This is a genomic window from Providencia sp. wls1922 (genome assembly GCF_009706505.1).
GTDB classification, from domain to species: domain Bacteria; phylum Pseudomonadota; class Gammaproteobacteria; order Enterobacterales; family Enterobacteriaceae; genus Providencia; species Providencia lanzhouensis.
This window is the reverse complement of sequence record NZ_WLUG01000119.1, coordinates 39,115-62,119: the sequence shown is the minus strand read 5'-3', so window position 1 is coordinate 62,119 and position 23,005 is coordinate 39,115. Positions and strand designations below refer to the sequence as shown.

Genomic DNA, 23,005 nt, shown 5'->3' with positions numbered 1-23,005 from the left:
TCAAATAGAGGCCTGTCCACTATCCCAATAACTACTGTTCTTGTAACTCAAGTTCTGCAATAACCGGCAAATGGTCACTGACTTTTGACCATTGAAAGTCTTTACTGTCTGTTGGAATTGTCATGGTTTTCACATCCCAAACCTGACCTTTATAGGTAAAGATATGGTCGATATCTATGGCAGGGTTAACTGCAGGCCATGTGCGATAATTCACCCCTTTTTTCTCAACTGGATCCCAAAAATAGCTGATTTCCTGAATAGGTTGCTCTTTTGCGGTTGAGTTAAAATCCCCTGCGAGGATTTTGATGGAGGCAGCAATATTATCAAAACCTGTTTCGGTATCACCAATCGTCGCATCGAGAATATGGCGAACTTGACCTATGCGGATGGTAGGATCTTTCTGCCAGTCTAAGTGAGTTCCCATGATAATAATGGGTGAGTCAAAACCAGGTTTTGTAATTTGTGATAATAATACCACTCGCTGCTCTGCTCCGCCTGATGGTAAATTCACGACTTGGGATTTCTCAATTTTATATTTTGATAAAATTCCTACACCATATTCACCACCATCAAAATCGAGTGCCTTACCAAACGCAAAATCCATTTTGTTTGCTTTGGCAATTTCCTCTAGTTGGTTCACTTTCTTACTACGTGCAGTTTTATTGTCAATTTCAGTTAAGACAATAACATCCGCATCAATCTTAGCGATCGCTTTGCTCAATTCATCTAAATTAGCGACATCCGCCGCCAACTCATTTTTACCAATATTATAAGTAGCAACTTTGATCGTTGGTTTATTTGCAGAATACACCTTATTCGGCGTTCCACCATTTTGTACCATTAAAACTTCAGAACCTGTTGTTGCCGCTGTCGCACCACACGAAACTAAAATTGCGGCAGACACGAGTGTTTTTATTGATTTCATAATGTACTTATCCCCAGTGTAATAACTATCTCAAGTTAAACAAAGCATCTATCTCTGCATAAAATCCGAACATGCACGATAGATATAAGGAGGAAATTAGCACAGAAGAATAAATAAACAGTGACCTCTACAGCATTCTTATTTCGAGATTAAAAATAACTTTTAACCTTTACGTGATTCTGTGACCGGATACACAATATAGTGCAACAAATACAGTGATTTCTAGCCACTTTGCCTTGCCTCAAATTTATAAGGGAAGACAATTTCATCCTGAATATTGGCAAAGCTTTCTTCCGTATCCCCTAACCATTTTAAGAGTTTTTTCGCGGTCTCTCGCGCCATTTTACTGTAATCAATGCGCACTGATGTGAGCGATGGATGAATATGATCACAATTTTCCGACCCTTCAACGCACACCACTGCCAACATCTTCGGAATTTTGATTAGGCGCCGCTGACATTCAAACATGACCCCTAACGCTATCATTTCATGGCTACAAATCACGGCTTCTAATTCTGGTTGACGGGTCAACATTTCACTAATCGCCTGCCGACCAAAGTCCATGGTGGCCACATACGGCGTCGTAATACTTTGCTCAGCACTTAAGTTATTCTTTAACAGTGTGTTATTCCAACCACTCAGTTGTTGCCCCTGCATTTTGCTGTCCATTTGTGCACCAATATAACCAATGCGCTGGTGACCTTTTTGCAGCAAATAGTGTGTAAGAAAACTAACCGCTTCACCTAAATTGTTTTTTATATTGAGTGTAAAGCGATGAGCAGGATCCCCCGTCACGTTAATTACGGGGATAGGTAAATTATTCAGAGTCCCCAAAGCACTTTCAGAATTCATAGCACCAAAAATTACTAATGCGGCGGGGCTACTTTGCAACAGCGTGAGTAACACCTCAGACTCTTTTTTATGCTGATAATCGTGACTACCAATCACCACTTGATAATTATTTTTGTTCAAGACTTCTTGTAAAGCTTGCAGAAAAACTGAGCTTGCACTGTCTCGTAATGATGGGATCAATACTGCAATGGTTCGGCTTTGACCTGACGCTAAAATGCCCGCAGCGGAATTGGGAATGTAACCGAGCTCCTCAACAGCTTCATTGATTTTCTCCCTCAATTTATCCGAGACTAACTCCGGTGTACGCAAAGCACGCGATACCGTCATTGAACCGACTCCCGCATATTTCGCGACGTCTTGTAATGTGACTCTGCCTGTATTCTTTCTTTTTCGGGTTTTCTGCATGAAATTACTTTGTTTCGTCTAAACTTATTATTCAACGACGATAACTTATCACAGCTCCGATTTGTTAATTAACTGCCAAATGCACTAAAAATGATTTTATTAACGATATTTAGCCAAAATGATAGCGCTATCACGAAAATGAATAATTCAGCTAGATAGCGCTACCATAGATCACTACTATTCATTCCATTACTAAAACATCTAATAGAATTTCTTTTTTACCAGGAGCCAAACCAATGCTAACTACGTTACTAACCCCGAATGTGGTTCAGGTGGTTGACAGCGCCAATGACTGGCGTGATGCAATAAAAATTGCCTGTAATCCCTTAATTAATAATAAGTTCATCGAACCTCGTTATATTGATGCCATCATTCAATCCCACGAAAAAATCGGCCCTTACTATGTATTAGGCCCAGGTATTGCAATGCCACATGCCCGCCCTGAAGACGGAGTTAACCAGTTATCTCTTGGTTTAACCGTCATCAAACAAGGGGTTGAGTTTGGTTCAGAAGGTAACGATCCAATTAAGTTATTGATTGTTCTTGCAGCAACAGACAGCAACAGCCATATCGGTGCGATTGCAAAACTGGCTGAACTTTTTGATAACCAAGAAGATATTGATAGCATCATGCAATCAGAAAACGTAGATGACATCCTTAACATCATCGCTAAATATGAATAATTGAGTCATAGGTAAATATTATGAAAATCACTGTTGTTTGTGGAAATGGTTTAGGTACAAGTCTAATGATGGAAATGAGCATCAAGACAATTTTAAAAGACCTACAAGTTGCGGCTGATGTTGACCACGTTGACTTAGGTTCAGCCAAAGGTACTGTCAGCGATATTTTTGTCGGCACTACAGATATCGCAGAACAATTAGTTGCTCAACAAGTTGGCGGTGAAATTGTTGCTCTGGAAAATATGATTGATAAAGTCGCGATGAAAGAACGTCTGAGCGTGGCTTTACAGAAACTCGGCGCGATGTAACCGGAGGCTTCATGGAATTCTTTCGTTTTCTGATGCAAGATGTGCTTTCTGAACCGGCGGTACTCGTCGGCCTGATCGCACTTATCGGTCTGATTGCTCAAAAGAAACCTGTTACTGAATGCATTAAAGGCACCATCAAAACCATCATGGGTTTTGTAATTTTAGGCGCCGGTGCAGGGTTAGTTGTCAGTTCTTTAGGTGATTTTTCCGCAATTTTTCAACACGCATTTGGTATCAATGGTGTCGTGCCGAACAACGAAGCAATCGTGTCTATTGCACAAAAAAGCTTCGGTCGTGAAATGGCAATGATCATGTTCTTTGCGATGTTAATCAATATCTTGATTGCTCGCCTGACCCCATGGAAATTTATCTTCCTGACAGGTCACCATACTTTATTCATGTCCATGATGATTGCGGTTATCTTAGCGACCGCAGGTATGGAAGGAACTATGCTCGTTGCTGTCGGTTCACTAATTGTTGGTTTCTGTATGGTGTTTTTCCCTGCGATTGCACACCCGTACATGAAAAAAGTCACCGGTTCTGATGATGTAGCAATTGGTCACTTCTCCACGATATCTTATGTGTTAGCGGGCTTTATCGGTAGCAAATTTGGTAATAAAGAACATTCTACTGAAGATATGAATGTGCCAAAAAGCTTACTGTTCCTGCGTGATACACCTGTCGCTATTTCGTTCACTATGTTCATCATCTTTATCATTACTTGTTTGTTTGCAGGCAGTGATTTTGTTCGTGAAGTGAGCGGTGGTAAAAACTGGTTCATGTTCTCGTTGATGCAATCTATTACTTTTGCAGCGGGTGTTTACATCATTCTGCAAGGTGTGCGTATGGTTATTGCCGAGATCGTTCCTGCATTTAAAGGGATCTCTGATAAATTAGTGCCAAATGCAAAACCTGCATTAGACTGCCCAGTGGTCTTCCCTTACGCACCGAATGCTGTGTTAGTTGGCTTCTTAAGCAGCTTTGCAGCGGGTGTATTAGGCATGTTTGTTTTGTATGCACTGAACATGACGGTAATTATTCCGGGAGTTGTACCACACTTCTTCGTAGGTGCGGCGGCTGGGGTATTCGGTAACGCTACGGGTGGACGCCGTGGTGCTATCCTTGGTGCCTTTGCTCAAGGTCTGTTAATTACCTTCTTACCTGTATTCTTACTGCCAGTCCTCGGCGACATCGGTATTGCAAATACGACCTTTAGTGACGCTGACTTCGGCGCTATCGGAATTTTATTAGGTATTATCGTTCGATAATCCTTCAACCCTCTGAGTTTATACTCAGAGGGTTTTCCATCATTCCTGCACTGCCTAACTTACTTTCCCAGCCAAGCACCATCCTTAAATAAGAAGTCCTGCAATAAAAGTAAATCATCCGGCGTAACATGGATCACCCCTTCTCCTGGGATATCAATTTCTGCAATCATAAACAGCGCCAATGTTGTCAAAGATGGCAGAATAACAATAAGCCAGTTTTTACCTTTTGTTCCTCGAATGTTATAACCTATCAAGACATTCGAGCAGACAGCGAAAAATATCAGTAAGAACCAAGCAGCATTCGGGATTTGGTGTCGCCAGCTAGCCATAGTTTTTTGTTGAGAAACATATAAATCACCAAACGCCGATAAAACTGAAGAGACCACAGGGTTCGGCGATTCTTGAGCCTGTTTCACACCGATTTCCCAGAGTTGCCCTTGTTTAGTCAGAGATGTCATCCGCCATTGGCTGTTTTCATCACTCACTCCCGATTTAAAAAACTCGATGCGCGCTTCAAGATATTGTTGAATAAGCAATGAGGCTTCTGCTCGTTCATCACCGCTGAGTAATTGTGCTCGTTGATAAGCATTTCCAATCGCAATTGCTTCGTTTTCTTCTGTTTGCTGGCGGTTGTTATAACCATTGATGGAAATCGATAATACAAAGCCAATCAACAGACCCAATAACGACAAAATCGCGCCTAAAATAATTTTTGCCTCATCATCCGCTAGCTCTTCATGAGCACTGCGGCGTTTAAAAATATATTTTCCAATATACGCAGAAATAATTAATAAAACGAAGGTGACAATAAATAAAAGAATAGAATCAATGGGCGTATCGTTAATTAACTCAGAGAGGTTAAACATGCGTGGCACCAAAAAAGTTTATTTGCCGATATATAACACGATCAAATGCGGAATATCTATGTAAATTACCTTTTTGGTGGGTATTTTAGTAATAAGCTTCAGATCTGTTACCCAATAACGATAACCCAAGTTGAAATGACATCAATAAATGAATATTTTCAGAATTTAAGTATTAAATTTAATGAAAAAAATCGCCATATTCCATTTATGGTGAATATGGCGATTTGCAAAACTGTATTAGAACTAAATCGAATTAGCGCTCTTCGTCACGCAAAGTCAGTACTTCATAACCATCTTTAGTGACCAAGATGGTGTGTTCCGACTGCGCAGAAAGCTTTTTATCTCGCGTCACGACCGTCCAACCATCTTTTTTTGTTTTTATTTTCATGCCACCTTGGTTGATCATTGGCTCTATGGTGAATGTCATACCTTCTTTTAGAACCAAACCGCGTCCACGGGTTCCATAATGTAATACTTGCGGATCCTCATGCATTTTTCGACCAATACCATGCCCACAATATTCACGAACAACGCTATAACCGTTTGATTCCGCATGATGTTGGATAGCTGATCCAATATCACCTAACGTAGCACCTGGTTTTACCTGCTTGATCCCTTCCCACATTGCATTATAGGTATCTTTCACTAATTTTCGGGCAAGTGGGGAAGCCTCTGGCATCACGTACATTTTACTTGAGTCAGCAATAAAGCCATTTTTCTCAAGGGTAATATCCACATTAATAATATCTTTTGGCTTTAAGATTTCATCGACTTTTGGCACACCATGGCACACGACTTCGTTAATTGATGTATTTAGAACATATTGATAACCATATTGGCCTTTACTGGCAGGACGTGCTTGAAGTTCATTCACAATATAGCTTTCGACTTTGTCGTTAATTTCCATTGTGGATATTCCGGGAACAATAAACTCATCCAACATTTTAAAAACGCTAGCAAGCAATCGACCAGATTCTCGCATTAATTCTATCTCTTCAACATTTTTAATCGTGATATTGTCCATTGAATTTCCTTTAAACTGCCGTTCACGTATTCAGCTTTTCGTTAAATAATGTGCTAAAAATCTGACTTAACATAAATTGGTTATGACTATAAATTGGTATGATCATAACGTATCAATTGCTCCCATTAAAGCACTCCACTATTGAAAGGCACAAAACGGCATAAAATAAATACGTGATGACTTGCTAAGCTTCAAGGATTGTCTTAGTTACAGCTAGAATCATTGCTGCTAAATTACTAAGTAGAAAATTTAAATTTCTTACATTATTCATCAGTTATTGAGACTAATTTGAGGGAGCAAATGAAAAAATATTTACTGAGTATTAGTTTAGCCGCAAATGCTGTTTTACTCGTTGTGCTGATCTCTGTCGCTGTGATGCTATTTAATTTAAAAGCGAAGGTGGATAACGCAATTCAACAAGTAAAAGATGGTGAATATATTGAGTTGGCCAAAGATAATATTTTACCTGATTCTTTAAAAAATCTGTCTAAGATTGATGTCACAGATAAACCTTGCGACTATTTTTATCAGAATGTGGATGTGTTTATCGAATATTTGAAAGATAACCCAGACATTGCAGGCGCAGATATTTATGCCAATCAAATTACCGCATTAAAACGTAAAATTGAAAATGCCCCTTCTGTTTTTCAAGATAAAGCCTGTGAAAAAGGGATCTCTGGGCTTAATTTTATGATTGAAACTATCTCACCCACTGAATAATAGATATTAGCCACCCTCTTTTCATTGAGGGTGGTTTTGCAAATAATCCTAGCGGTACATTAATTACTTTAGTTAACTTCCATCACTTGAATTTGCTCTAACCATTCATAATCCCCAATGATTGGGCGACCATCTAGCCAACGAGATAACATATCCAACATCAACATCACGCTAACCTGCTGTTTTTCCAGTTCTGAGTGATTGCGAGGTAAATAATTTACACACTGAGCATAACTGCCTGTTGGGGTGGATAATGCTAAAGATAAAGTTCCATCATAATATTCGCCAATGACTAAACCAATCTCACGCTGATTTAGCGACCGATTATTCTTTGCAGTTTGGACTAAGGCTGCCAAATCTGAATGCGTTGCTGATTTTTCAATATTTCCTTGAGTGACAGGCACTTTTGCTGCATTCAATGTCCAATAGAGTAAGCCGGCACTGAACTGTTCGTGTGTCACAACTGAAAGCTGTTGTTGTTCAAGTGATTCTCGCACTAACGCGCCAATACCTTCGGTACCTTCAAATACTTTATTGTCACCAACACCCGCTTTCACGACTTGCCAGATTTGCTCCATCGCATCGCGTTGATTTGCAGGTCCGGTCAATTTTAATTCAATGATTGGCATTGAAGAACGGTAACCCAACACACACTCTTTTGGTAGCTCAATTGGGTCAAACTGCCTTGCAAGACTGCTTTCACTGCGACCAAAACTGGTTAGACGTAAACAAATAGGTGGCTCTGGTAACGTAAGTTTTTGACGTAAACGAGGAATGATCTGTTCATTGATCATAACTTTAAACTCAGAAGGGACGCCCGGTGTAAAAAAGAACCAACAATCATTAAGATACAGCGTAAAACCACAAGCAGTTCCCACTGGATTATCAATAAGTTCGGCATTGGCGGGTAACATGGCCTGCTTACGATTAGTTGCCGGCATTTCGCGCCCTCGAGCAGTGAAATAGCTCTCCATTACCGCAATCCATTCAGGATGCTCAACAAGCGGTACACCCGCAGCCGTTGCAGCCGCTAACGCACTGAGATCATCACTCGTAGGGCCTAATCCACCATTAACAATAACCACATCGGCATGATGGCTACGCTCAATAAATGTTTCCACTAAGCTATCAAGAGAGTCACCGACCGTTGTACGGCTATGCAGCGGTAATCCTTGCTGGAACAAACAATCCGCTAGCCACGCCGCATTGGTGTCAATAATTTGCCCATGCAGCACTTCATCACCGGTACTTAACATTTCTACAATCAACATCCCTGCTCTCCCTTTTTGAGGCTCACCATGAAAAGCCAATTTGGTCATTATTATCCTAGAGCGAAAAAAATAAAACCCCGAGAACCGGTTTACCAGTGCTCGGGGTTTTCAGCGAAATAGATAGCTATCTATTAAACTAATTCTTTCACTTCAAAATTAGCTTCGCCGCTTAAGTCTGCTTCGTAATCAACGCCATCTAAGCCAAATCCGAATAAACGTAAGAATTCAGCTTTGTAGCCTTGATAATCAGTCAGTGCATTGATGTTGTCGTCGTTAAGCTGTTTCCAGATTTGACGACAAGTTTCTTGCACATCATCACGCAGTTCCCAGTCATCCAGGCGCAGACGGTTTTTCTCGTCAGTTTCTGGTGTTTCACCGCTGAATAATTTAGTTGCGAACAGACGTTGAATTTGCTCGATACAACCTTCATGAATGCCCTGCTCTTTCATGATTTTGAACACGATTGAGATATAAAGAGGCATTACAGGAATTGCTGAAGATGCTTGAGTGACCACAGATTTCAGTACAGCAACATGTGCGGAACCGCCTTTCTTCGCCATTTTTTCATTGATAGCATGGGCTGCGCGATCTAAATCTTCTTTCGCTTTACCTAATGTACCGTGCCAGTAGATTGGCCACGTTAAATCAGTACCGATATAGGAGTAAGCAACGGATTGAGCATTGTCAGCCAGAACACCAGCATCCGCTAATGCGTTCATCCACAATTCCCAATCTTGACCGCCCATCACTTTCACGGTGTCTTCGATTTCTTGCTCGTTGGCAGGTTCAACAACGGCTTCGATCAGCACATCTTTGTTGGTATCCAGCGCAACAGATTTGTACGGTTCACCAATTGGTTTTAATGCTGAACGTACAACTTCACCCGTTTCAGGCATTTTACGCACTGGAGAAGCCAGTGAATAAACCACTAAATCGATTTGACCTAAATCTTGTTTAATCAAGTCGATTACGGTTTGACGGCATTCATTGGAGAATGCATCACCGTTGATGCTTTTCGCATACAGACCCGCTTCTTTCGCTGCTTTGTCAAAACCAGCGGCGTTGTACCAGCCTGCGGAACCTGTTTTGCTCTCACTGCCCGGCTTTTCAAAGAAAACACCGATGGTCGCTGCACCGCTGCCAAAAGCCGCATTGATGCGTGAAGCCAGACCATAACCAGTGGATGCACCAATTACCAGAACCTTTTTCGGTCCATTTTTCAGTTCACCACGAGATTTCACATAGGCAATTTGCTCACGAACATGGGCTTCGCAGCCTGCTGGGTGAGCTGTAGTGCAGATAAAACCACGAATTTTAGGTTTGATAATCATAGTAATTTTTCTTGGTAGCTTACAATCGAACACTAATATACCTGATATTCATCTTATACTTAAGATGTATAGGCAAGAAACATAGTGAACAGACCAGTTTATTTAGGATTTTGACTCTTTTCGTGCTGTTCCACTTGAGAAAAAGCGAGCGATTTCAACCAATCAGCAAGTAATGGCGTGGTCTTTATCGCATCTAACATCGCACGCTCATGCTTGGTTAAGCGGACAACCACAATTTCAGTTTTCATATTAGACATCACCCTCTCCTTTTTCTAAAACGCAGATATTGGCACAGTTCAGGGTGGGATAGGTCTGACTTACTTATTTTTACTTAGTCTTTCGGGATCTTGATAAAAATGGGAGAAAAATGACAAAAAATTGGATTCGTAAAATCCATTGAAGAGCCAATAATTATTTTTATATTCAAACGCAAAAAAGCCACCCAATGGGTGGCTTCTTCTTTTTCTAACTTACTGATTAAATTCAGTTAAGTTTTGTATGGTGCCCAGGGCGGGACTTGAACCCGCACAGCCTTACAGCCGAGGGATTTTAAATCCCTTGTGTCTACCGATTTCACCACCTGGGCCAAATTTTTAATACTGCTTTACTGCTTATCTAGTAGCTAAGTTTTATTAACTAACTAGTTTAAATCTTTAAAGTAAAATGGACCTATTGGTCCATTCACTAAATATGGTGCCCAGGGCGGGACTTGAACCCGCACAGCCTTACAGCCGAGGGATTTTAAATCCCTTGTGTCTACCGATTTCACCACCTGGGCTAGAATTTGGAGGCGCGTCCCGGAGTCGAACCGAGCTACACGGATTTGCAATCCGGTGCATAACCGCTTTGCTAACGCGCCTTACACCCTAGTCTTTTTCAAGATTTGGAGCGGGAAACGAGACTCGAACTCGCGACCCCGACCTTGGCAAGGTCGTGCTCTACCAACTGAGCTATTCCCGCTTAAGCTTCACTTTTCAGTTTCTGCTCTCAAACTGGCTGATTTACTTATTTATTTTCGTAAACCACGTTGCCGTTCGATGCGTTGCATTCTACTGATTTCACCTATCGAGTCAATACAATTATTGAAATAATTGGATCGTTCGCTGTTTTTTCAATCATTTCGATCACGCTTCGCTCAAATCGCCCCACGCAGCCTTTAAATATTGGAACATTGACCAGAAAGTCAGAATTGCAGCCACATATAAAAGTGCAATAGACAGATGTTCGATCAGCGGATTTGGACGCCATAATAAGCCCACCAGCGACATCATTTGCGCGGTAGTTTTGAACTTACCAATCCAAGAAACAGCCACACTGCTGCGCTTACCAATTTCTGCCATCCACTCTCTGAGTGAAGAGATAATGATTTCACGGGCAATCATGGTTGCTGCGGGTAACGTTACATACCAAACATCGTAACTTTCAGTCACTAAGACTAATGCTGTCGCAACCATAACCTTGTCTGCAACAGGATCGAGGAAAGCACCAAACTTGGTCGTTTGCTTCCATAGACGCGCTAAAAATCCGTCGAACCAATCCGTCACAGCGGCGATCACAAAAATCAGCGCACAAGCAAAAGGTCCCCAACTGACAGGAAGATAAAACGCTAATACAAAAAACGGTATCAGGATGACACGGAATAAGGTCAACCACGTTGGTATATTTAATTTCATCGCGCTCACTAACTCTTTGTCCAAGACGGATACCTTAGTATGTTGCCCTAAGATATCTACTGTTTCAATGCATTATAAATCTTTTCTGCCAGCGCGTATGAGATCGAGGGCACTTTTGCGATCTCTTCTATGCTCGCATTACGCAAAGGTTGTAATCCTCCCATGTACTTCAATAACATTTGGCGACGTTTTGGCCCTACGCCTTCGATAGATTCAAGCGCACTGGTATTTTTCACTTTCGCGCGGCGCTGGCGATGCCCCGTAATCGCATGGTTATGCGACTCATCACGAATATGCTGGATCACATGTAATGCTGGCGAATCAGGCGGAAGCGCAAAACCTTCACCTTCGGGTTTTAAAAACAACGTTTCCAACCCAGCTTTACGATCGCTACCTTTAGCAACCCCAATTAATAAAGGATGGTTTTTATCCCAATCTACTTCAAGTGAATCAAAGACATCCCGCGCTTGACTCAGCTGCCCTTTACCACCATCAATAAAGATAATATCGGGAACTTTGCTCTCATCCAGATGTTTACCATAACGGCGAGTCAGCACTTGGTGCATCGCCGCATAATCATCCCCAGGCGTGATCCCCGTAATATTGTATCGACGATACTCTGATTTCACAGGACCCGTTTTATCAAACACCACGCAGGAAGCCACGGTTTGCTCGCCCATCGTGTGGGAAATATCGAAACACTCCATGCGCGAAATATTTTCTATATTCACGACTTTTGACAGCGCAGCCATGCGTTGTTGAATCGTCGACTGCTGCGCCAGTTTGGTAGATAACGCGATGGATGCATTGGTTCGAGCCAGTTTTAAATAACGAGCACGGGTGCCTCGTGGCTGACTTTGAATATTAATTTTACGACCGGCAATGCCAGACAACGATTCCGCCAGTAACTCTTTTTCCGTCAATGGGAAATCAATTAATATTTCCCCTGGTAATGTGCGGTTTTCACTGCCTTGTAAATAGAACTGCCCTAAGAAGGTTTGCACTACTTCTTCTAATAAAGTCCCCGCCGGAATTTTTGGATAGTAGCTGCGACTCCCCAAAACCTTTCCTTGGCGAATAAATAGAACATGAACACAAGCTAATCCAGAATCGAATGCGACTCCGATAACGTCGAGGTCATCATCACCGCCTGACACATATTGCTCTTCTGTTACCGCACGCACGGCTTGAATTTGGTCACGAAAACGTGCAGCATCCTCAAAACGTAGCTCTTGGCTAGCTTTTTCCATGCGCTCGACTAACCCAGTTAAGACTTGCTTGTCCTTCCCCGTTAAGAACAGACGGACATAGTTGACTTGCTGATCATACTCTTCATCCGTCACTAAACCTTTCACGCAAGGTCCTAAACAACGACCAATTTGATACTGTAAACAAGGTCTTGAACGGTTTCTATAAACGCTATCTTCACACTGGCGAATGGGAAACAGCTTTTGCATAACCGCTAAGGTTTCACGTACCGCATAAGAACTTGGGAATGGGCCGAAATATTCACCTTTCCCATGTTTCGCACCTCGGTGGCTTGAAATTCTAGGATGTGTTTCGCTACTCAGAAAAATATAAGGATAAGATTTATCATCTCGTAGCAAGACGTTATAACGAGGCTGATACAGCTTTATATAGTTATGTTCCAGCAGTAGCGCCTCGGTTTCGGTATGGGTTACCGTCACATCAATAGAGGCGATATGCTTGACGAGTTGCTCTGTTTTACGGCTACCGACATTCTCACGGAAATAGCTCGATAACCTTTTTTTCAGATCTTTCGCTTTCCCAACATAAATCACGGCTCCCCCAGCGTCATACATGCGATAAACGCCGGGTTGGTTTGTGACTGTTTTTAAGAAAACTTTTGGATCAAACTGTTGTTCCACCCTGATGAACCCTGTTTTGCGGTGATTAAACCATAACCGATTGCTATATGTGTTAATTCTACATCACTACTGATATTAAGTTTACCAAACATTCGATATCGATAGGTATTTACCGTTTTAGGGCTTAAAGATAATGACTCCGCAATATGCTTAACCGGAAGCCCTCTGGTGATCATGAGCATAATTTCCAGCTCTCTTGCGGAAAGCAATTCATATATATCTAGCTGTTCACGTTGATTTAATCTTTGTAAAGCCAGTTGTTGAGCAATATCAGGAGAGATAATTCGTTGACGCGCATTCACGATTTGCAAGGCTTCAATTAGCTCTTCTTCTGCAATACTAGCGCTCAGTATGCCAAAAATGCCAATATCCAACGCTTTCACAACAAACATATCATTATGACGCACATTGAAGATAATGAGCCCTACATCAGGTTGAGTACGACGGATTGTCGTGAAGGTTTTCAATGAATCGAAATGGCAATGTTCTCGATTAATCAAAATAATATTTGCTTTATTTTGCCGGTTCCACGTGATCACCGGATCTAAAGAAGGAAACGTTGCGACAACTTTATAGCGAGTATTTCGAGTGAGTATCGCTTCAATACCTCGAATCGAAATATTACTATCATCAATAATTATTATATTAATCAAATACCTCTCCTATTACTTGCAGCCATAATGGGAGGATAATAAATGAAAAAATTAATAAGTCATATCTTCTTTTTAAATCAATATTTAAAACTATTATTCTAGTTATAATTCATTAATTAACATTTAAAACTTGAATGAGTTTCTTTCAAAAAAATAGCCGCTAAATAATTAGCAGCTATCGGTTTTAATACTCTGACTTTTAACGAGCTAAAGCTAAATCCAGTATGAACTACTTTTGCCCAACAAGGCGGCAAATAGTTTCAGACACTAAATAGCTCTTCTCGAATGAAGTTATTGGTAAAAATTCAAAGCGAGAATGGAAGTTATGCGCACCCGTAAAATAGTTTGGTGTCACAATTCCGCGAGCAGACAGCGCTGAACCGTCAGTGCCTCCACGCATTGGAATGATATTTGGCTCGATATTATGAATTTTTAACGCTTCGAGAATAATATCTACCGCTGTACGATCTTCACCGATTGAATCGCTTATATTGCTATACACATCATCAATTTTGAATTCCACTTTCGCTCGTGGATGACGAGTACGAATCAGTTCAATACTTTCAGCAATGAAACGCTTACGAGCTTCAAAACTTGGGCGGTCAAAATCACGGATCGCCATTTTGATTTTTGCTTCATTCGGGTTTGCCGCTAAATCTGTGATATAGAAGTAACCTTCACGGTGCTCAGTGTGTTCCGGCGTATCGAAACGATCGAAACAACCAATAAAATCATGTGCCACACGAATTGGGTTTAACAATACGTTTTTCGCTGACATTGGATGAGCGGTGATCCCTTTAATTTCCACTTCAATAGAAGCCGCATTAAAGGTTTCAAAAACCACCTCTCCGAGCGCACAGCAATCGATGGTGTAAGCAAAATCCACTTTGAAGCGAGAAAGATCCATGATTTTGGAGCCACGAAGACCAATTTCTTCATCTGGCACAAACGCCACATAGATATCGCCGCAATCAAAATCTGCGTTTTGCAGTTTATCCATCAGCTCCATGACAACGGTAATGGCCGCTTTATCATCCGCGCCCAGAACACTGGTGCCGTCACTGAAAATAATTTCATCGCCCACATAAGCGGCGGCTTCCGGGTGTTCCGCGGTTTTAAACCACACATCTTCCTGCACATTCAGGCATAAATCCGCACCTTCATACTTCAAGGTTTGCGGCTTGATCACCGGAGATAAACCGACATCAACAGTATCTAAGTGAGCCACAAAACCAATTTTAGGGGCATTGGGTTTATTACCTGGGCGCATTCCATATAAAATGGCATGTTCATCAACATACACATCTTTCAAGCCGTAGCTCTCTAATTCTTTCGCTAGAAGATTTGCCAGTTCACGCTGGCCTTCTGTGCTTGGTACAACAGAGCTTGCCGCATCACTTTGGCTTTCAATAGCCACATAGCGATAAAAACGTTCTTCTAATTTCTTACCTAATTCTTTCATTTCAGATACCTTTTACTTATTGCGCAGGCTGCCATGTATAACCACTGTCAAAACCAATTGGAATATCAAATGCCCAGAACAGATACAGTGTCGCTGTTAAGGTAATTAATAAACCGATAGTGAATGGGATCATCATAGAACATAAAGTTCCGATACCTGCATTTTTATAATATTTCTGGCAATACATTAAAATCAGCGGATAGAACGGAAACATTGGCGTACTCACGTTCATCGCAGAATCACTCACACGGAAGGCGGCTTGGGTTAATTCTGGCGAAATTCCGACTGCCATTAACATTGGTACTAAAACTGGTGCCATAATCGCCCATTTTGAGGTCGCTGACGTGATCATGATATTTAACACGGCAGTTAATAAAATCACCCCGAATACCGTCATCCCAGATGGCATATCTAAAGTTCGCAGTAATTCCGCCCCCGATAAGGCTAATAATGTACCTAAGTTAGAATGTTGGAATGAATACAGGAATTGCGCTGCAAAGAAAGCAAACACAATAAATGGGATCAGTGACTTGGTAATATTTTCCATCGCCTTAACCACATCTTTGGTCGAGGTGAAAGATTTAGTCATATAGCCATACACTATGCCTGGCAATGCAAAGAAGATGAACAATAATGGTACAACAATCTGCATAATTGGTGCTTTCGGGCTGGTTAAGCTGCCATCTGGGCCTCTTAATGGTGAATTTTCAGGCCATAACAGCGCAAATAACCCCACGCCTAATGCAATCACCATTAATCCCGCAACACGGAATGCGCGGTGCTCTTGCGGTGTGATTTTACCTAAATCTTGCTCAGCATCAGTATCAACGTCAGATTTGGTGATTGGAGCGTTTTTATTTAACCACGGCTCTACGATCTTTTCGGTGATAAACCAGCAAGTAAAAATAACGCCGAAGGTTCCGCCCAAGCTAAAGAAATAGTTACACAGTACATTTACACTGTAGCCTGGCGCTAACATTTGCGCGGCATCTTGCGTAAAGCTCTGCATAATCGGGTCAATAATCGATGGCGTATAACTTGCCGTGAATCCCCCTGCTAAACCAGCGAATGCCGCTGCAATTCCCGCTAAAGGATGGCGACCACTGGCATAGAACATCATTGCTGCGACTGGCATCAAAATAACGTAGGCTGAATCAGAAGCAACGTGAGAGACAATCCCGACGAAAACAACTGTTGGAGTCAACATTTTAGGTGAAATAAAAGAAAGCATTTTTTTCAGCGCGGTATTAATAAAGCCGCTGCTTTCTGCAATCCCAATACCTAAGGTTGCAACAATTGTTATTCCGAGAGGAGGGAAATTAATAAAATTTTTAACCGCTGATGTCACAAATAATATGATTTCTTCATACTGAAACATATTAATAACGGAAATTTTTTCTTTAGAAATAGGATGGTGATAACTGAAATCTACAAATGAGAGTAGATAGGATAAAAACCAACATATTACTAGGGCGTAAACAAATAGCATTGTCACATCTGGCATAACGTTACCGATGCGCTCAACGCGATTTAAAAAACCCTTTTTCTGGGGTAGTGTTTTAGTTGTCATAGTTGCAAGTTACTTATGTTATTAGAATAGAAACTTTATCACAGTAAATAACCCATTTAGAAAAGTAAAACACTTTCTTACTTTATTTTAACAGAATAAAAATCAAGTAATCCTTCTAGTTAATAATGCTTATATTATTAGTTTTATTCCAAACCCAATTGCCTGAAATTTTATTTTATCTTATGTTTAATCTCGTTTTATATTGTTTAAGTCATTTTTTTATTTATTTAAGCTCACGCTAAAAGAAATGATTATTATTCCCTTTAGCGTGATTGATAAATTAATCTAAAGATTATTCTCGTTTAAGTTTTTCTGTATTAGCAATATAAAGTGCAACAACTAAAACTAAGATAGCGCCAGCATGCAGCAACGTAGTCATTGGATCACTATGGTCGACGATAATTAGGCAGATAATTGCCGTGATACCAATATAGATAAAATAGCGTAATGGGAAATGATAACCTGACATAAAGTACTTTATAATCAAAGCAATAAACTCAAAGTATAGAAAGTAAATGACAATTCCTTCTAAAAGTTCATACGCTTTAGCCTCTTGGTTACCTCCAAACATTAATGATGCCATCGTAAATGTTTCTTTTGCTAAAAAGAAAACTAACACCGCAGCAAGTACAATTAAACCTGCGTTAAGAACCCATTGTAATACCCAAGCGATATTACTAGCATGGCGCATTCCTTTCATATTATTCATTAATCATCCCTCAGGTTACTCTTTCTACGTTTAAAATAGATAATTTATCCTTTTCTATTTACCTTAGATTAAGCATAACCTTTCAACATTATGTAAAAAAACAAAATAGAATGGCTTAATTATAATTGAAATTTCTGACGCTGACATTACAAATGAATGTTTAGATTACCTTAAGATAAATAGCAGGCAATAATACCTGCTATAAGATTGGAGTTTAGGATTTGTTGGTAAACAGGTTTAATATATCTTGCTCAGTTAGCATTGGCGTTTTTTCAACAAAATTATAATAATCCGGCTTACAATCAATATAAATCTGTGTTCCCATTTTAGCACTTTTGCTTTCTTCAAATAGTGGGGCTGAGAGGTAATACGTTGACGGTGAATGCAAATGATAAAATAGATGCGAACCACACTGCTTACAGAAAGCCCTTTCGGCCCATTCCGATGAAGCGAAACGAGTAATAAACTCTCTACCTTCAATTTCAGGTTCGCCTTCATAGCCGATGGTCATTCCAGGACCACCATTCCATTTTAGGCACATGCCACAGTGGCAAACATGAACGGTATCGATAGGCTGATTGATAGTCAGTTTGACTGACCCACATAAACACTGTCCTTTAGGCATGATCCTGTCCTCTATTGATGCTGTTAGATTCAAAAAAGGGAACCTTAGGTTCCCTTTTTAATTAAAGATCGTCTGGATTGGATTTATTTGATGACCCAACCTCTTTGAAAAGATACCAACAGAAATAAAGCAGCGCGAAAATACCGACAACAAGTAACATCCATAGTGCGATAGTCATCCAATGTAAACCTTCTTCCACTGGCTTATCTTGGGTTCTTTTTTCCAAACCACCTAATTCCAATATCTTACCTGTCGTTGTGATTTCAGGGAAATCATCCATCACGTTTTCAACGCTTTCATTTTTACCAATAAGTTGAGTGTAGTTAACATTATCTAAGGTGGCTTGTTTATTTCCCCACACAAGCAAATAAGGCGAAGCACCTTGTATATTCACAATTAGATTTACCGCATCACGCAACCCATAAATCGTAGGTGGCAGTTCATCCCAGCTACCTTTTAATGCAGTTATTCTGAGTCCCTTAATTTGCTTATCGTGGATCATTAAATTCGGATTGCTCGCTTTATCACCATCATTGATTTGGTTGAAAACCATCACATTCGCCAACAATTTCCATTCCTCATCACTATTGGCAATATATTCTACTTTCAGCGGTACTACGCGATTTGATTGTTGTAGTTTAATGCTGATTTCATTCAATGGCTGCGGCGTTGGCAAGCGATAAATCACTTGTTCTCGAGTGATTCCATCGTTTGTCACTTCAAAGAGAAAAGATTCCTGACGATGGAAAGAGTTCATCACATACTGCAATCCCGTCACAGATTTAAGAAGTGGAATTTCATGTTCTTGAGCGCTGACCGTCACTAACATTAGGTATGGTGCAATAGGCCCAGTACTTTCCCCTTTTAATAATTCAATCGTATTACTCGCCACAACGCCAGAGTCTAATCTCAGGCTCATCACAGGCTGATTCGATGCAATATTTACCCAATTTTTCTTATCCGTACTGTAATAAACAAAAACTTTGGCTTGCCAGTCCTGATTGTTCTGATCCCAACCTAAATTTAAAGTCGATAAAACACCGTTGTCCTTGAATTGATCACGCGTCAGTAAATAGGCTTGATAGTTGGTTTTATCTTTTCGTTGTAAATTCGGCAATTCAATACGGGTTGTTTTTCCTGGCTCAGCTTCGACCAGAATATATTGGCTATCAAATTGATCATCGTCGTTAGGATTCACATTATCTGCACGAGTGACTAAACGTTGAAAATTAAATTTAACATTGGTCGTTGCAATAGATTTATTAGTATCAAAAAATAACGCTGTTGGAATTTCATTTCCTGTACCATTAAAAACACGAATATCTTGCAGAGTATCTGGATACGCAGATCCCATATAAGCAGCTGCGGGCAGCTCTAACCAATAGAACGGACTGTTCCTATCCGGTGTGGTCAGTTCTTTTCCTTGATAAAAATCGTAAGGACTTGCTTGCTTAGAATCATTAGCTTTAGAGTCATTGGCTTTAGAATCGCTAGCATAGCTTCCAAATGATAATAAGCATATTAAGGAAAAGAGAGCGCCCCATGCACATAATGTTGTTATCTTTTTCACGGCTATTTTCATGCAGTTCATCACTATTTATCCTGTACCTCAATGTCCGTTTTATGCTTTGGTGGTAATGGGGAGAAATACCCCACAACCAAGATCAACACCGCCACGGCAATAAAGGAGACCGCACGGGAAATGCCATCCTGCCCATACACATCAATAAGAAATAGTTTTGCAATCACACAAGCGAAAATCGCTGCACCACCAAACCACCATGTTCGACTTTTCTTCACAGCTGCAATCACCATGCAAAATAGCGCGGCTATTGCCCAGCTAATGGAAAGAACCGTTTGAACGAGACGCGAATCAAATAAGATATTCTCATTCCAAGGAATATTCGCAAAATCAGCCGTCGCACGAAGAATGATGCCGTTATACCAGAAGATAGCTAATCCAATGATCACCATCATCAGACCTTTCACTACCCCAATTTCAATAGGCGTTATTTTTCTTAGCTTCGCGATAAAACCTTTACGCATCAATAACAGTGCTGCAATGCTAAACAGCCCTGCTTCATCTAACGGGTTAACTAATGGAACATAACTCCAAAACGTGAGTTTGCCATCTTCAAAGTTTGACCAACATGAAAGCACCACCATTACAGCCATAAGTGGTAATAAACTATACCAATACAGCAAGCCTTTACGGCGCATTGGTACAAATTTGTTATGTTGTAACCAGTAAAGGATTAATACCACTAAGGTTATCGACATAATGTAAATGAAGTAACCCAGTTCGTGCATTCCCCACGGAAGGTTAGCCACAAACCAGTTAACTTGCGTCGCACCAAACCCAATAATTAACCATAGATTGGCAACGTGCATTCCACGTCGAATATACAGGTTTTGGGTACGATAAGCGTGCATCACATACAGAACTGAACTGCCCAAGATCACAGGCCAAATCAGCGAACCCTCACCACGCCCCATCGGATTTTCTGCATAAATAAAATCTAATGTTAAATAATAATAAGCCACTGCCCATAATGAGAACTGGCATAAAACTAATGGTATCCAATTGATTTTTTGACCGCCAAGACGCCAGCACCACGCGGAGATCAGCACTACCGCCAAAATAATTAAGCTTTCCGTTTCGCTGTTCCATGACAGCATACCAGTAAATTCAGGCACCCAGGCTAACCAGACTAATAACCCGAGGATCAAAAAAGCATAACTAAGCGCGGTAAAATAGCTCGCCTCTTTCTGGTGCACATGAAATAACCCGCCCGCAAAGAAGCAAGCGGCTATCAAGCTTGGTAGCATGTAAATAACATTATCGTTCCAATAATAATATGGATAATCGCTTAATATTATTAAAGCACTAACAGCAATGAGCAATGACGAGACCAACGCTAATTTTTTATGCCCTTGATTGAGGGCAAACCACAACATAGCAAAGCCTTGCAATGACCAAACAATCGTTGTCCATTCAAATGATAAGGCGAGTGGTACCGCCAATGTGACGAAGCTAGCCCCAATAATGATATTGCCTAGAGCCATATTCTTGCCAGCGGCATTAAAGCGTTTATGAAGCTGTAAGCTGGCAATGAGATACAGTAAGCCAATAAGTAGAGAAATAAATGCTGGCAATAATCCGATGCCATCCGAAATAGCAAATTGCAAGGTAATGCTCATTAATGGTGGGAAAAATAATAGCGTATTATCGACAACGAGCTGTTTATTATGTTCGAAACGTAAGGCGAATAGCTGAGTTAATACGTTGAATACAATCAAGTTAGCAATAATAAATAGCTGGCATGATAGATAATAATCATAATGATAATTGTCCATTCCCCATAATATTGCCACGCCATAGGTCATAAACATGCCAACTAAATTTAACGGACGCCATGCTTGCCAGAAGCTAATAACTAAAATACCTATCGACAACATTAAGTAATAGGAGAATAAAACGATATGGCTACCGCCCCCAGTGGACAGTAATATTGGCGCTAAATAACCACCTAAAGACGCTAAAATTGCTAAGCTAATCGTACGCTGTAATAATGCCAACCCGATACTTGCACAACAGATGATTAGCATCGCCACAAATGCGAACCCATAAGGGATCATGGTGTATAACTTGAAAGCGGCAAAAACGGTAATGTATAAGCAACCGATAGCGCCACCTTGTAATATCAGGCCAAATAATGCTTTTTTCGTGCGTAACCACCAACCTATACCCAATAAAACTAAACAACCTGCAGCACTGAAGACGAGCCTTAGTTCAGGTGAAATAATCTCATTTTGTACGCTGTAATTCAGTAAGTAAGCAACACCTAAAAATAATAATAAAATTCCTATCTTCGCTAGTGGATTACCTGTCACTAACCACGTGAAGAAATGTGCAAAAATGGATTTATCTTCTGCTTTATTCTGAGATGATGCAGGCTGGCTTGGCTTTGGTTTATCAAAACGGTTTGGATTAATTGCTATCGGGTTAACTGCATTAGCTTGTTTGTCGCTGGAAACTGCCATCGGTTGCGGCATAATTTGAGGTGCTTGGGGTAGAGGATCTTGGGCTGCAATTTTAAGTGCATCCACTTGATTCTCATTATGTTGGATATCAACTTGATGGGATACTGGATTTTCTTCATTAATAGCATGTGTAGACTGATGACCATTATCACGAGTCATTTCTGCTTCTAGCGAGGCAACCTTTTGGTTTAACTGGTTAATTTGATATTGCATTCGACCAGTACGATTAATCGCAATGATAGCCAGTACAGGGGCAATTATCACAAACGCAATTAAAATGAGCCCGAGGAGTATCCATGTATCCACAAATAGGTTTCCTTCTTTAATCCAATGCCAGTAACCCAAGATTAGTTAACAGGATCTTAGAATACACAGTATCAATCGACATTATTCAATAATCATCCTAGTTTAGAGACGAATAACTAAATTGCCAACAGTGGGTAACAAACTGTTACAAAATAACTCTTTTTAAGAGTATTCACGGATTAATCTATTATATCATCTTATTATTTAACTATCATAAAATGATAGTACATTTTTAATATTTTTTAGTCTCTAAGAGCACATTTTCAAATGATTTTTTTCTCGCTACTGAATCCCCTATTACTTTATTAATAACTTATTAATTTCAATAATCCATTTTTGATACTTTCTATTTATTAGAGAAAATATGCAGATAATAGGTGTTTTTTCGTGTGATTATGTTATTAATTTATAGACAAAATCA

Annotated in this window: 20 protein-coding genes and 4 tRNA genes; 4 read left to right on the top strand and 20 right to left on the bottom strand. The window is 40.4% G+C overall.

The genetic code is table 11. The features are described from left to right. Window positions 1–31 precede the first annotated feature (31 nt). Entirely contained in the window at window positions 32–925 is an 894-nt protein-coding gene (locus GKR71_RS19445) for an endonuclease/exonuclease/phosphatase family protein (protein WP_036953685.1), read from the bottom strand. A gap of 222 nt (window positions 926–1,147) precedes the next feature. Beyond that, a complete protein-coding gene (locus GKR71_RS19440) occupies window positions 1,148–2,182 on the bottom strand; it encodes a LacI family DNA-binding transcriptional regulator (RefSeq protein WP_154610137.1) in 1,035 nt (344 codons plus the stop codon). A gap of 236 nt (window positions 2,183–2,418) precedes the next feature. Here GKR71_RS19440 and GKR71_RS19435 point away from each other — a divergent pair, with 236 nt between their 5' ends. The 3 genes from GKR71_RS19435 to GKR71_RS19425 are packed head-to-tail and all read left to right on the top strand — an operon-like array spanning window position 2,419 to window position 4,441. Then, window positions 2,419–2,865, top strand: a complete 447-nt coding sequence (locus tag GKR71_RS19435) for a PTS sugar transporter subunit IIA (protein ID WP_036953691.1) — start codon at window positions 2,419–2,421, stop codon at window positions 2,863–2,865. 20 nt (window positions 2,866–2,885) lie between these two features. Further along, window positions 2,886–3,173, top strand: coding sequence for a PTS sugar transporter subunit IIB (locus GKR71_RS19430; RefSeq protein ID WP_006659412.1), 288 nt, complete (start codon window positions 2,886–2,888; stop codon window positions 3,171–3,173). A gap of 11 nt (window positions 3,174–3,184) precedes the next feature. Then, complete coding sequence (locus GKR71_RS19425; protein ID WP_006659411.1) at window positions 3,185–4,441, top strand: PTS ascorbate transporter subunit IIC; 1,257 nt, start codon at window positions 3,185–3,187, stop codon at window positions 4,439–4,441. Window positions 4,442–4,500: 59 nt separating this feature from the next. On the opposite strand, the gene GKR71_RS19420 is transcribed toward GKR71_RS19425, so the two are convergent. Further along, entirely contained in the window at window positions 4,501–5,307 is an 807-nt protein-coding gene (locus GKR71_RS19420; RefSeq protein ID WP_036953694.1) for a bestrophin-like domain, read from the bottom strand. Between the two features lie 253 nt (window positions 5,308–5,560). Continuing rightward, on the bottom strand, window positions 5,561–6,331 hold the full coding sequence (gene map / locus GKR71_RS19415; protein WP_036953699.1) for a type I methionyl aminopeptidase: 771 nt from the start codon (window positions 6,329–6,331) through the stop codon (window positions 5,561–5,563). A gap of 300 nt (window positions 6,332–6,631) precedes the next feature. Here map and GKR71_RS19410 point away from each other — a divergent pair, with 300 nt between their 5' ends. Then, window positions 6,632–7,051: a hypothetical protein gene (locus GKR71_RS19410; RefSeq protein ID WP_154600273.1), complete on the top strand. Its 420-nt coding sequence runs from the start codon at window positions 6,632–6,634 to the stop codon at window positions 7,049–7,051. A 68-nt stretch (window positions 7,052–7,119) separates the two neighbouring features. On the opposite strand, the gene GKR71_RS19405 is transcribed toward GKR71_RS19410, so the two are convergent. The 16 genes from GKR71_RS19405 to GKR71_RS19330 all read right to left on the bottom strand — a co-directional run bounded on the left by GKR71_RS19405 (window position 7,120) and on the right by GKR71_RS19330 (window position 22,584). Further along, a complete protein-coding gene (locus GKR71_RS19405; protein WP_154634757.1) occupies window positions 7,120–8,322 on the bottom strand; it encodes a nicotinamide mononucleotide deamidase-related protein YfaY in 1,203 nt (400 codons plus the stop codon). Window positions 8,323–8,453: 131 nt separating this feature from the next. Then, window positions 8,454–9,653, bottom strand: coding sequence for an enoyl-ACP reductase FabV (gene fabV, locus GKR71_RS19400; protein ID WP_036953705.1), 1,200 nt, complete (start codon window positions 9,651–9,653; stop codon window positions 8,454–8,456). Window positions 9,654–9,751: 98 nt separating this feature from the next. After that, on the bottom strand, window positions 9,752–9,910 hold the full coding sequence (locus tag GKR71_RS19395) for a hypothetical protein (RefSeq protein WP_036953708.1): 159 nt from the start codon (window positions 9,908–9,910) through the stop codon (window positions 9,752–9,754). A 242-nt stretch (window positions 9,911–10,152) separates the two neighbouring features. Then, window positions 10,153–10,239, bottom strand: a tRNA-Leu gene (locus tag GKR71_RS19390). 105 nt (window positions 10,240–10,344) lie between these two features. Further along, window positions 10,345–10,431 (bottom strand) — tRNA-Leu (locus tag GKR71_RS19385). A 7-nt stretch (window positions 10,432–10,438) separates the two neighbouring features. After that, a tRNA-Cys gene (locus tag GKR71_RS19380) sits at window positions 10,439–10,512 on the bottom strand. Between the two features lie 25 nt (window positions 10,513–10,537). Further along, window positions 10,538–10,613 (bottom strand) — tRNA-Gly (locus GKR71_RS19375). 164 nt (window positions 10,614–10,777) lie between these two features. After that, entirely contained in the window at window positions 10,778–11,326 is a 549-nt protein-coding gene (pgsA, locus tag GKR71_RS19370) for a CDP-diacylglycerol--glycerol-3-phosphate 3-phosphatidyltransferase (RefSeq protein ID WP_006657588.1), read from the bottom strand. A 56-nt stretch (window positions 11,327–11,382) separates the two neighbouring features. Continuing rightward, window positions 11,383–13,215 carry an excinuclease ABC subunit UvrC gene (uvrC, locus tag GKR71_RS19365; protein ID WP_230085125.1) on the bottom strand — a complete coding sequence of 611 codons (1,833 nt, stop codon included), beginning with the start codon at window positions 13,213–13,215 and terminating at the stop codon, window positions 11,383–11,385. Next, window positions 13,182–13,868, bottom strand: coding sequence for a LuxR C-terminal-related transcriptional regulator (locus GKR71_RS19360; protein WP_036951262.1), 687 nt, complete (start codon window positions 13,866–13,868; stop codon window positions 13,182–13,184). The genes uvrC and GKR71_RS19360 overlap by 34 nt, the downstream gene beginning before the upstream one ends. Before the next feature lie 229 nt (window positions 13,869–14,097). Further along, entirely contained in the window at window positions 14,098–15,330 is a 1,233-nt protein-coding gene (gene pepT, locus GKR71_RS19355) for a peptidase T (protein ID WP_154600274.1), read from the bottom strand. Between the two features lie 16 nt (window positions 15,331–15,346). Next, entirely contained in the window at window positions 15,347–16,900 is a 1,554-nt protein-coding gene (locus tag GKR71_RS19350) for an AbgT family transporter (protein ID WP_036951266.1), read from the bottom strand. 292 nt (window positions 16,901–17,192) lie between these two features. Next, a complete protein-coding gene (gene psiE, locus GKR71_RS19345) occupies window positions 17,193–17,600 on the bottom strand; it encodes a phosphate-starvation-inducible protein PsiE (RefSeq protein WP_195848990.1) in 408 nt (135 codons plus the stop codon). A 223-nt stretch (window positions 17,601–17,823) separates the two neighbouring features. After that, a complete protein-coding gene (locus GKR71_RS19340; protein WP_154610138.1) occupies window positions 17,824–18,234 on the bottom strand; it encodes a GFA family protein in 411 nt (136 codons plus the stop codon). A gap of 61 nt (window positions 18,235–18,295) precedes the next feature. Beyond that, window positions 18,296–19,804, bottom strand: coding sequence for a DUF3999 family protein (locus tag GKR71_RS19335; RefSeq protein WP_230085124.1), 1,509 nt, complete (start codon window positions 19,802–19,804; stop codon window positions 18,296–18,298). A 23-nt stretch (window positions 19,805–19,827) separates the two neighbouring features. Beyond that, on the bottom strand, window positions 19,828–22,584 hold the full coding sequence (locus tag GKR71_RS19330) for a DUF2339 domain-containing protein (RefSeq protein ID WP_108479042.1): 2,757 nt from the start codon (window positions 22,582–22,584) through the stop codon (window positions 19,828–19,830). Window positions 22,585–23,005: the final 421 nt, after the last annotated feature.

Bases quoted from the DNA above. Each gene is read 5' to 3' on its own strand.
- GKR71_RS19445 (WP_036953685.1), bottom strand. From the start codon at position 925: ATGAAATCAATAAAAACACTCGTGTCTGCCGCAATTTTAGTTTCGTGT.
- GKR71_RS19440 (WP_154610137.1), bottom strand. From the start codon at position 2,182: ATGCAGAAAACCCGAAAAAGAAAGAATACAGGCAGAGTCACATTACAA.
- GKR71_RS19435 (WP_036953691.1), top strand. From the start codon at position 2,419: ATGCTAACTACGTTACTAACCCCGAATGTGGTTCAGGTGGTTGACAGC.
- GKR71_RS19430 (WP_006659412.1), top strand. From the start codon at position 2,886: ATGAAAATCACTGTTGTTTGTGGAAATGGTTTAGGTACAAGTCTAATG.
- GKR71_RS19425 (WP_006659411.1), top strand. From the start codon at position 3,185: ATGGAATTCTTTCGTTTTCTGATGCAAGATGTGCTTTCTGAACCGGCG.
- GKR71_RS19420 (WP_036953694.1), bottom strand. From the start codon at position 5,307: ATGTTTAACCTCTCTGAGTTAATTAACGATACGCCCATTGATTCTATT.
- map (WP_036953699.1), bottom strand. From the start codon at position 6,331: ATGGACAATATCACGATTAAAAATGTTGAAGAGATAGAATTAATGCGA.
- GKR71_RS19410 (WP_154600273.1), top strand. From the start codon at position 6,632: ATGAAAAAATATTTACTGAGTATTAGTTTAGCCGCAAATGCTGTTTTA.
- GKR71_RS19405 (WP_154634757.1), bottom strand. From the start codon at position 8,322: ATGTTGATTGTAGAAATGTTAAGTACCGGTGATGAAGTGCTGCATGGG.
- fabV (WP_036953705.1), bottom strand. From the start codon at position 9,653: ATGATTATCAAACCTAAAATTCGTGGTTTTATCTGCACTACAGCTCAC.
- GKR71_RS19395 (WP_036953708.1), bottom strand. From the start codon at position 9,910: ATGTCTAATATGAAAACTGAAATTGTGGTTGTCCGCTTAACCAAGCAT.
- pgsA (WP_006657588.1), bottom strand. From the start codon at position 11,326: ATGAAATTAAATATACCAACGTGGTTGACCTTATTCCGTGTCATCCTG.
- pepT (WP_154600274.1), bottom strand. From the start codon at position 15,330: ATGAAAGAATTAGGTAAGAAATTAGAAGAACGTTTTTATCGCTATGTG.
- GKR71_RS19350 (WP_036951266.1), bottom strand. From the start codon at position 16,900: ATGACAACTAAAACACTACCCCAGAAAAAGGGTTTTTTAAATCGCGTT.
- psiE (WP_195848990.1), bottom strand. From the start codon at position 17,600: ATGAAAGGAATGCGCCATGCTAGTAATATCGCTTGGGTATTACAATGG.
- GKR71_RS19340 (WP_154610138.1), bottom strand. From the start codon at position 18,234: ATGCCTAAAGGACAGTGTTTATGTGGGTCAGTCAAACTGACTATCAAT.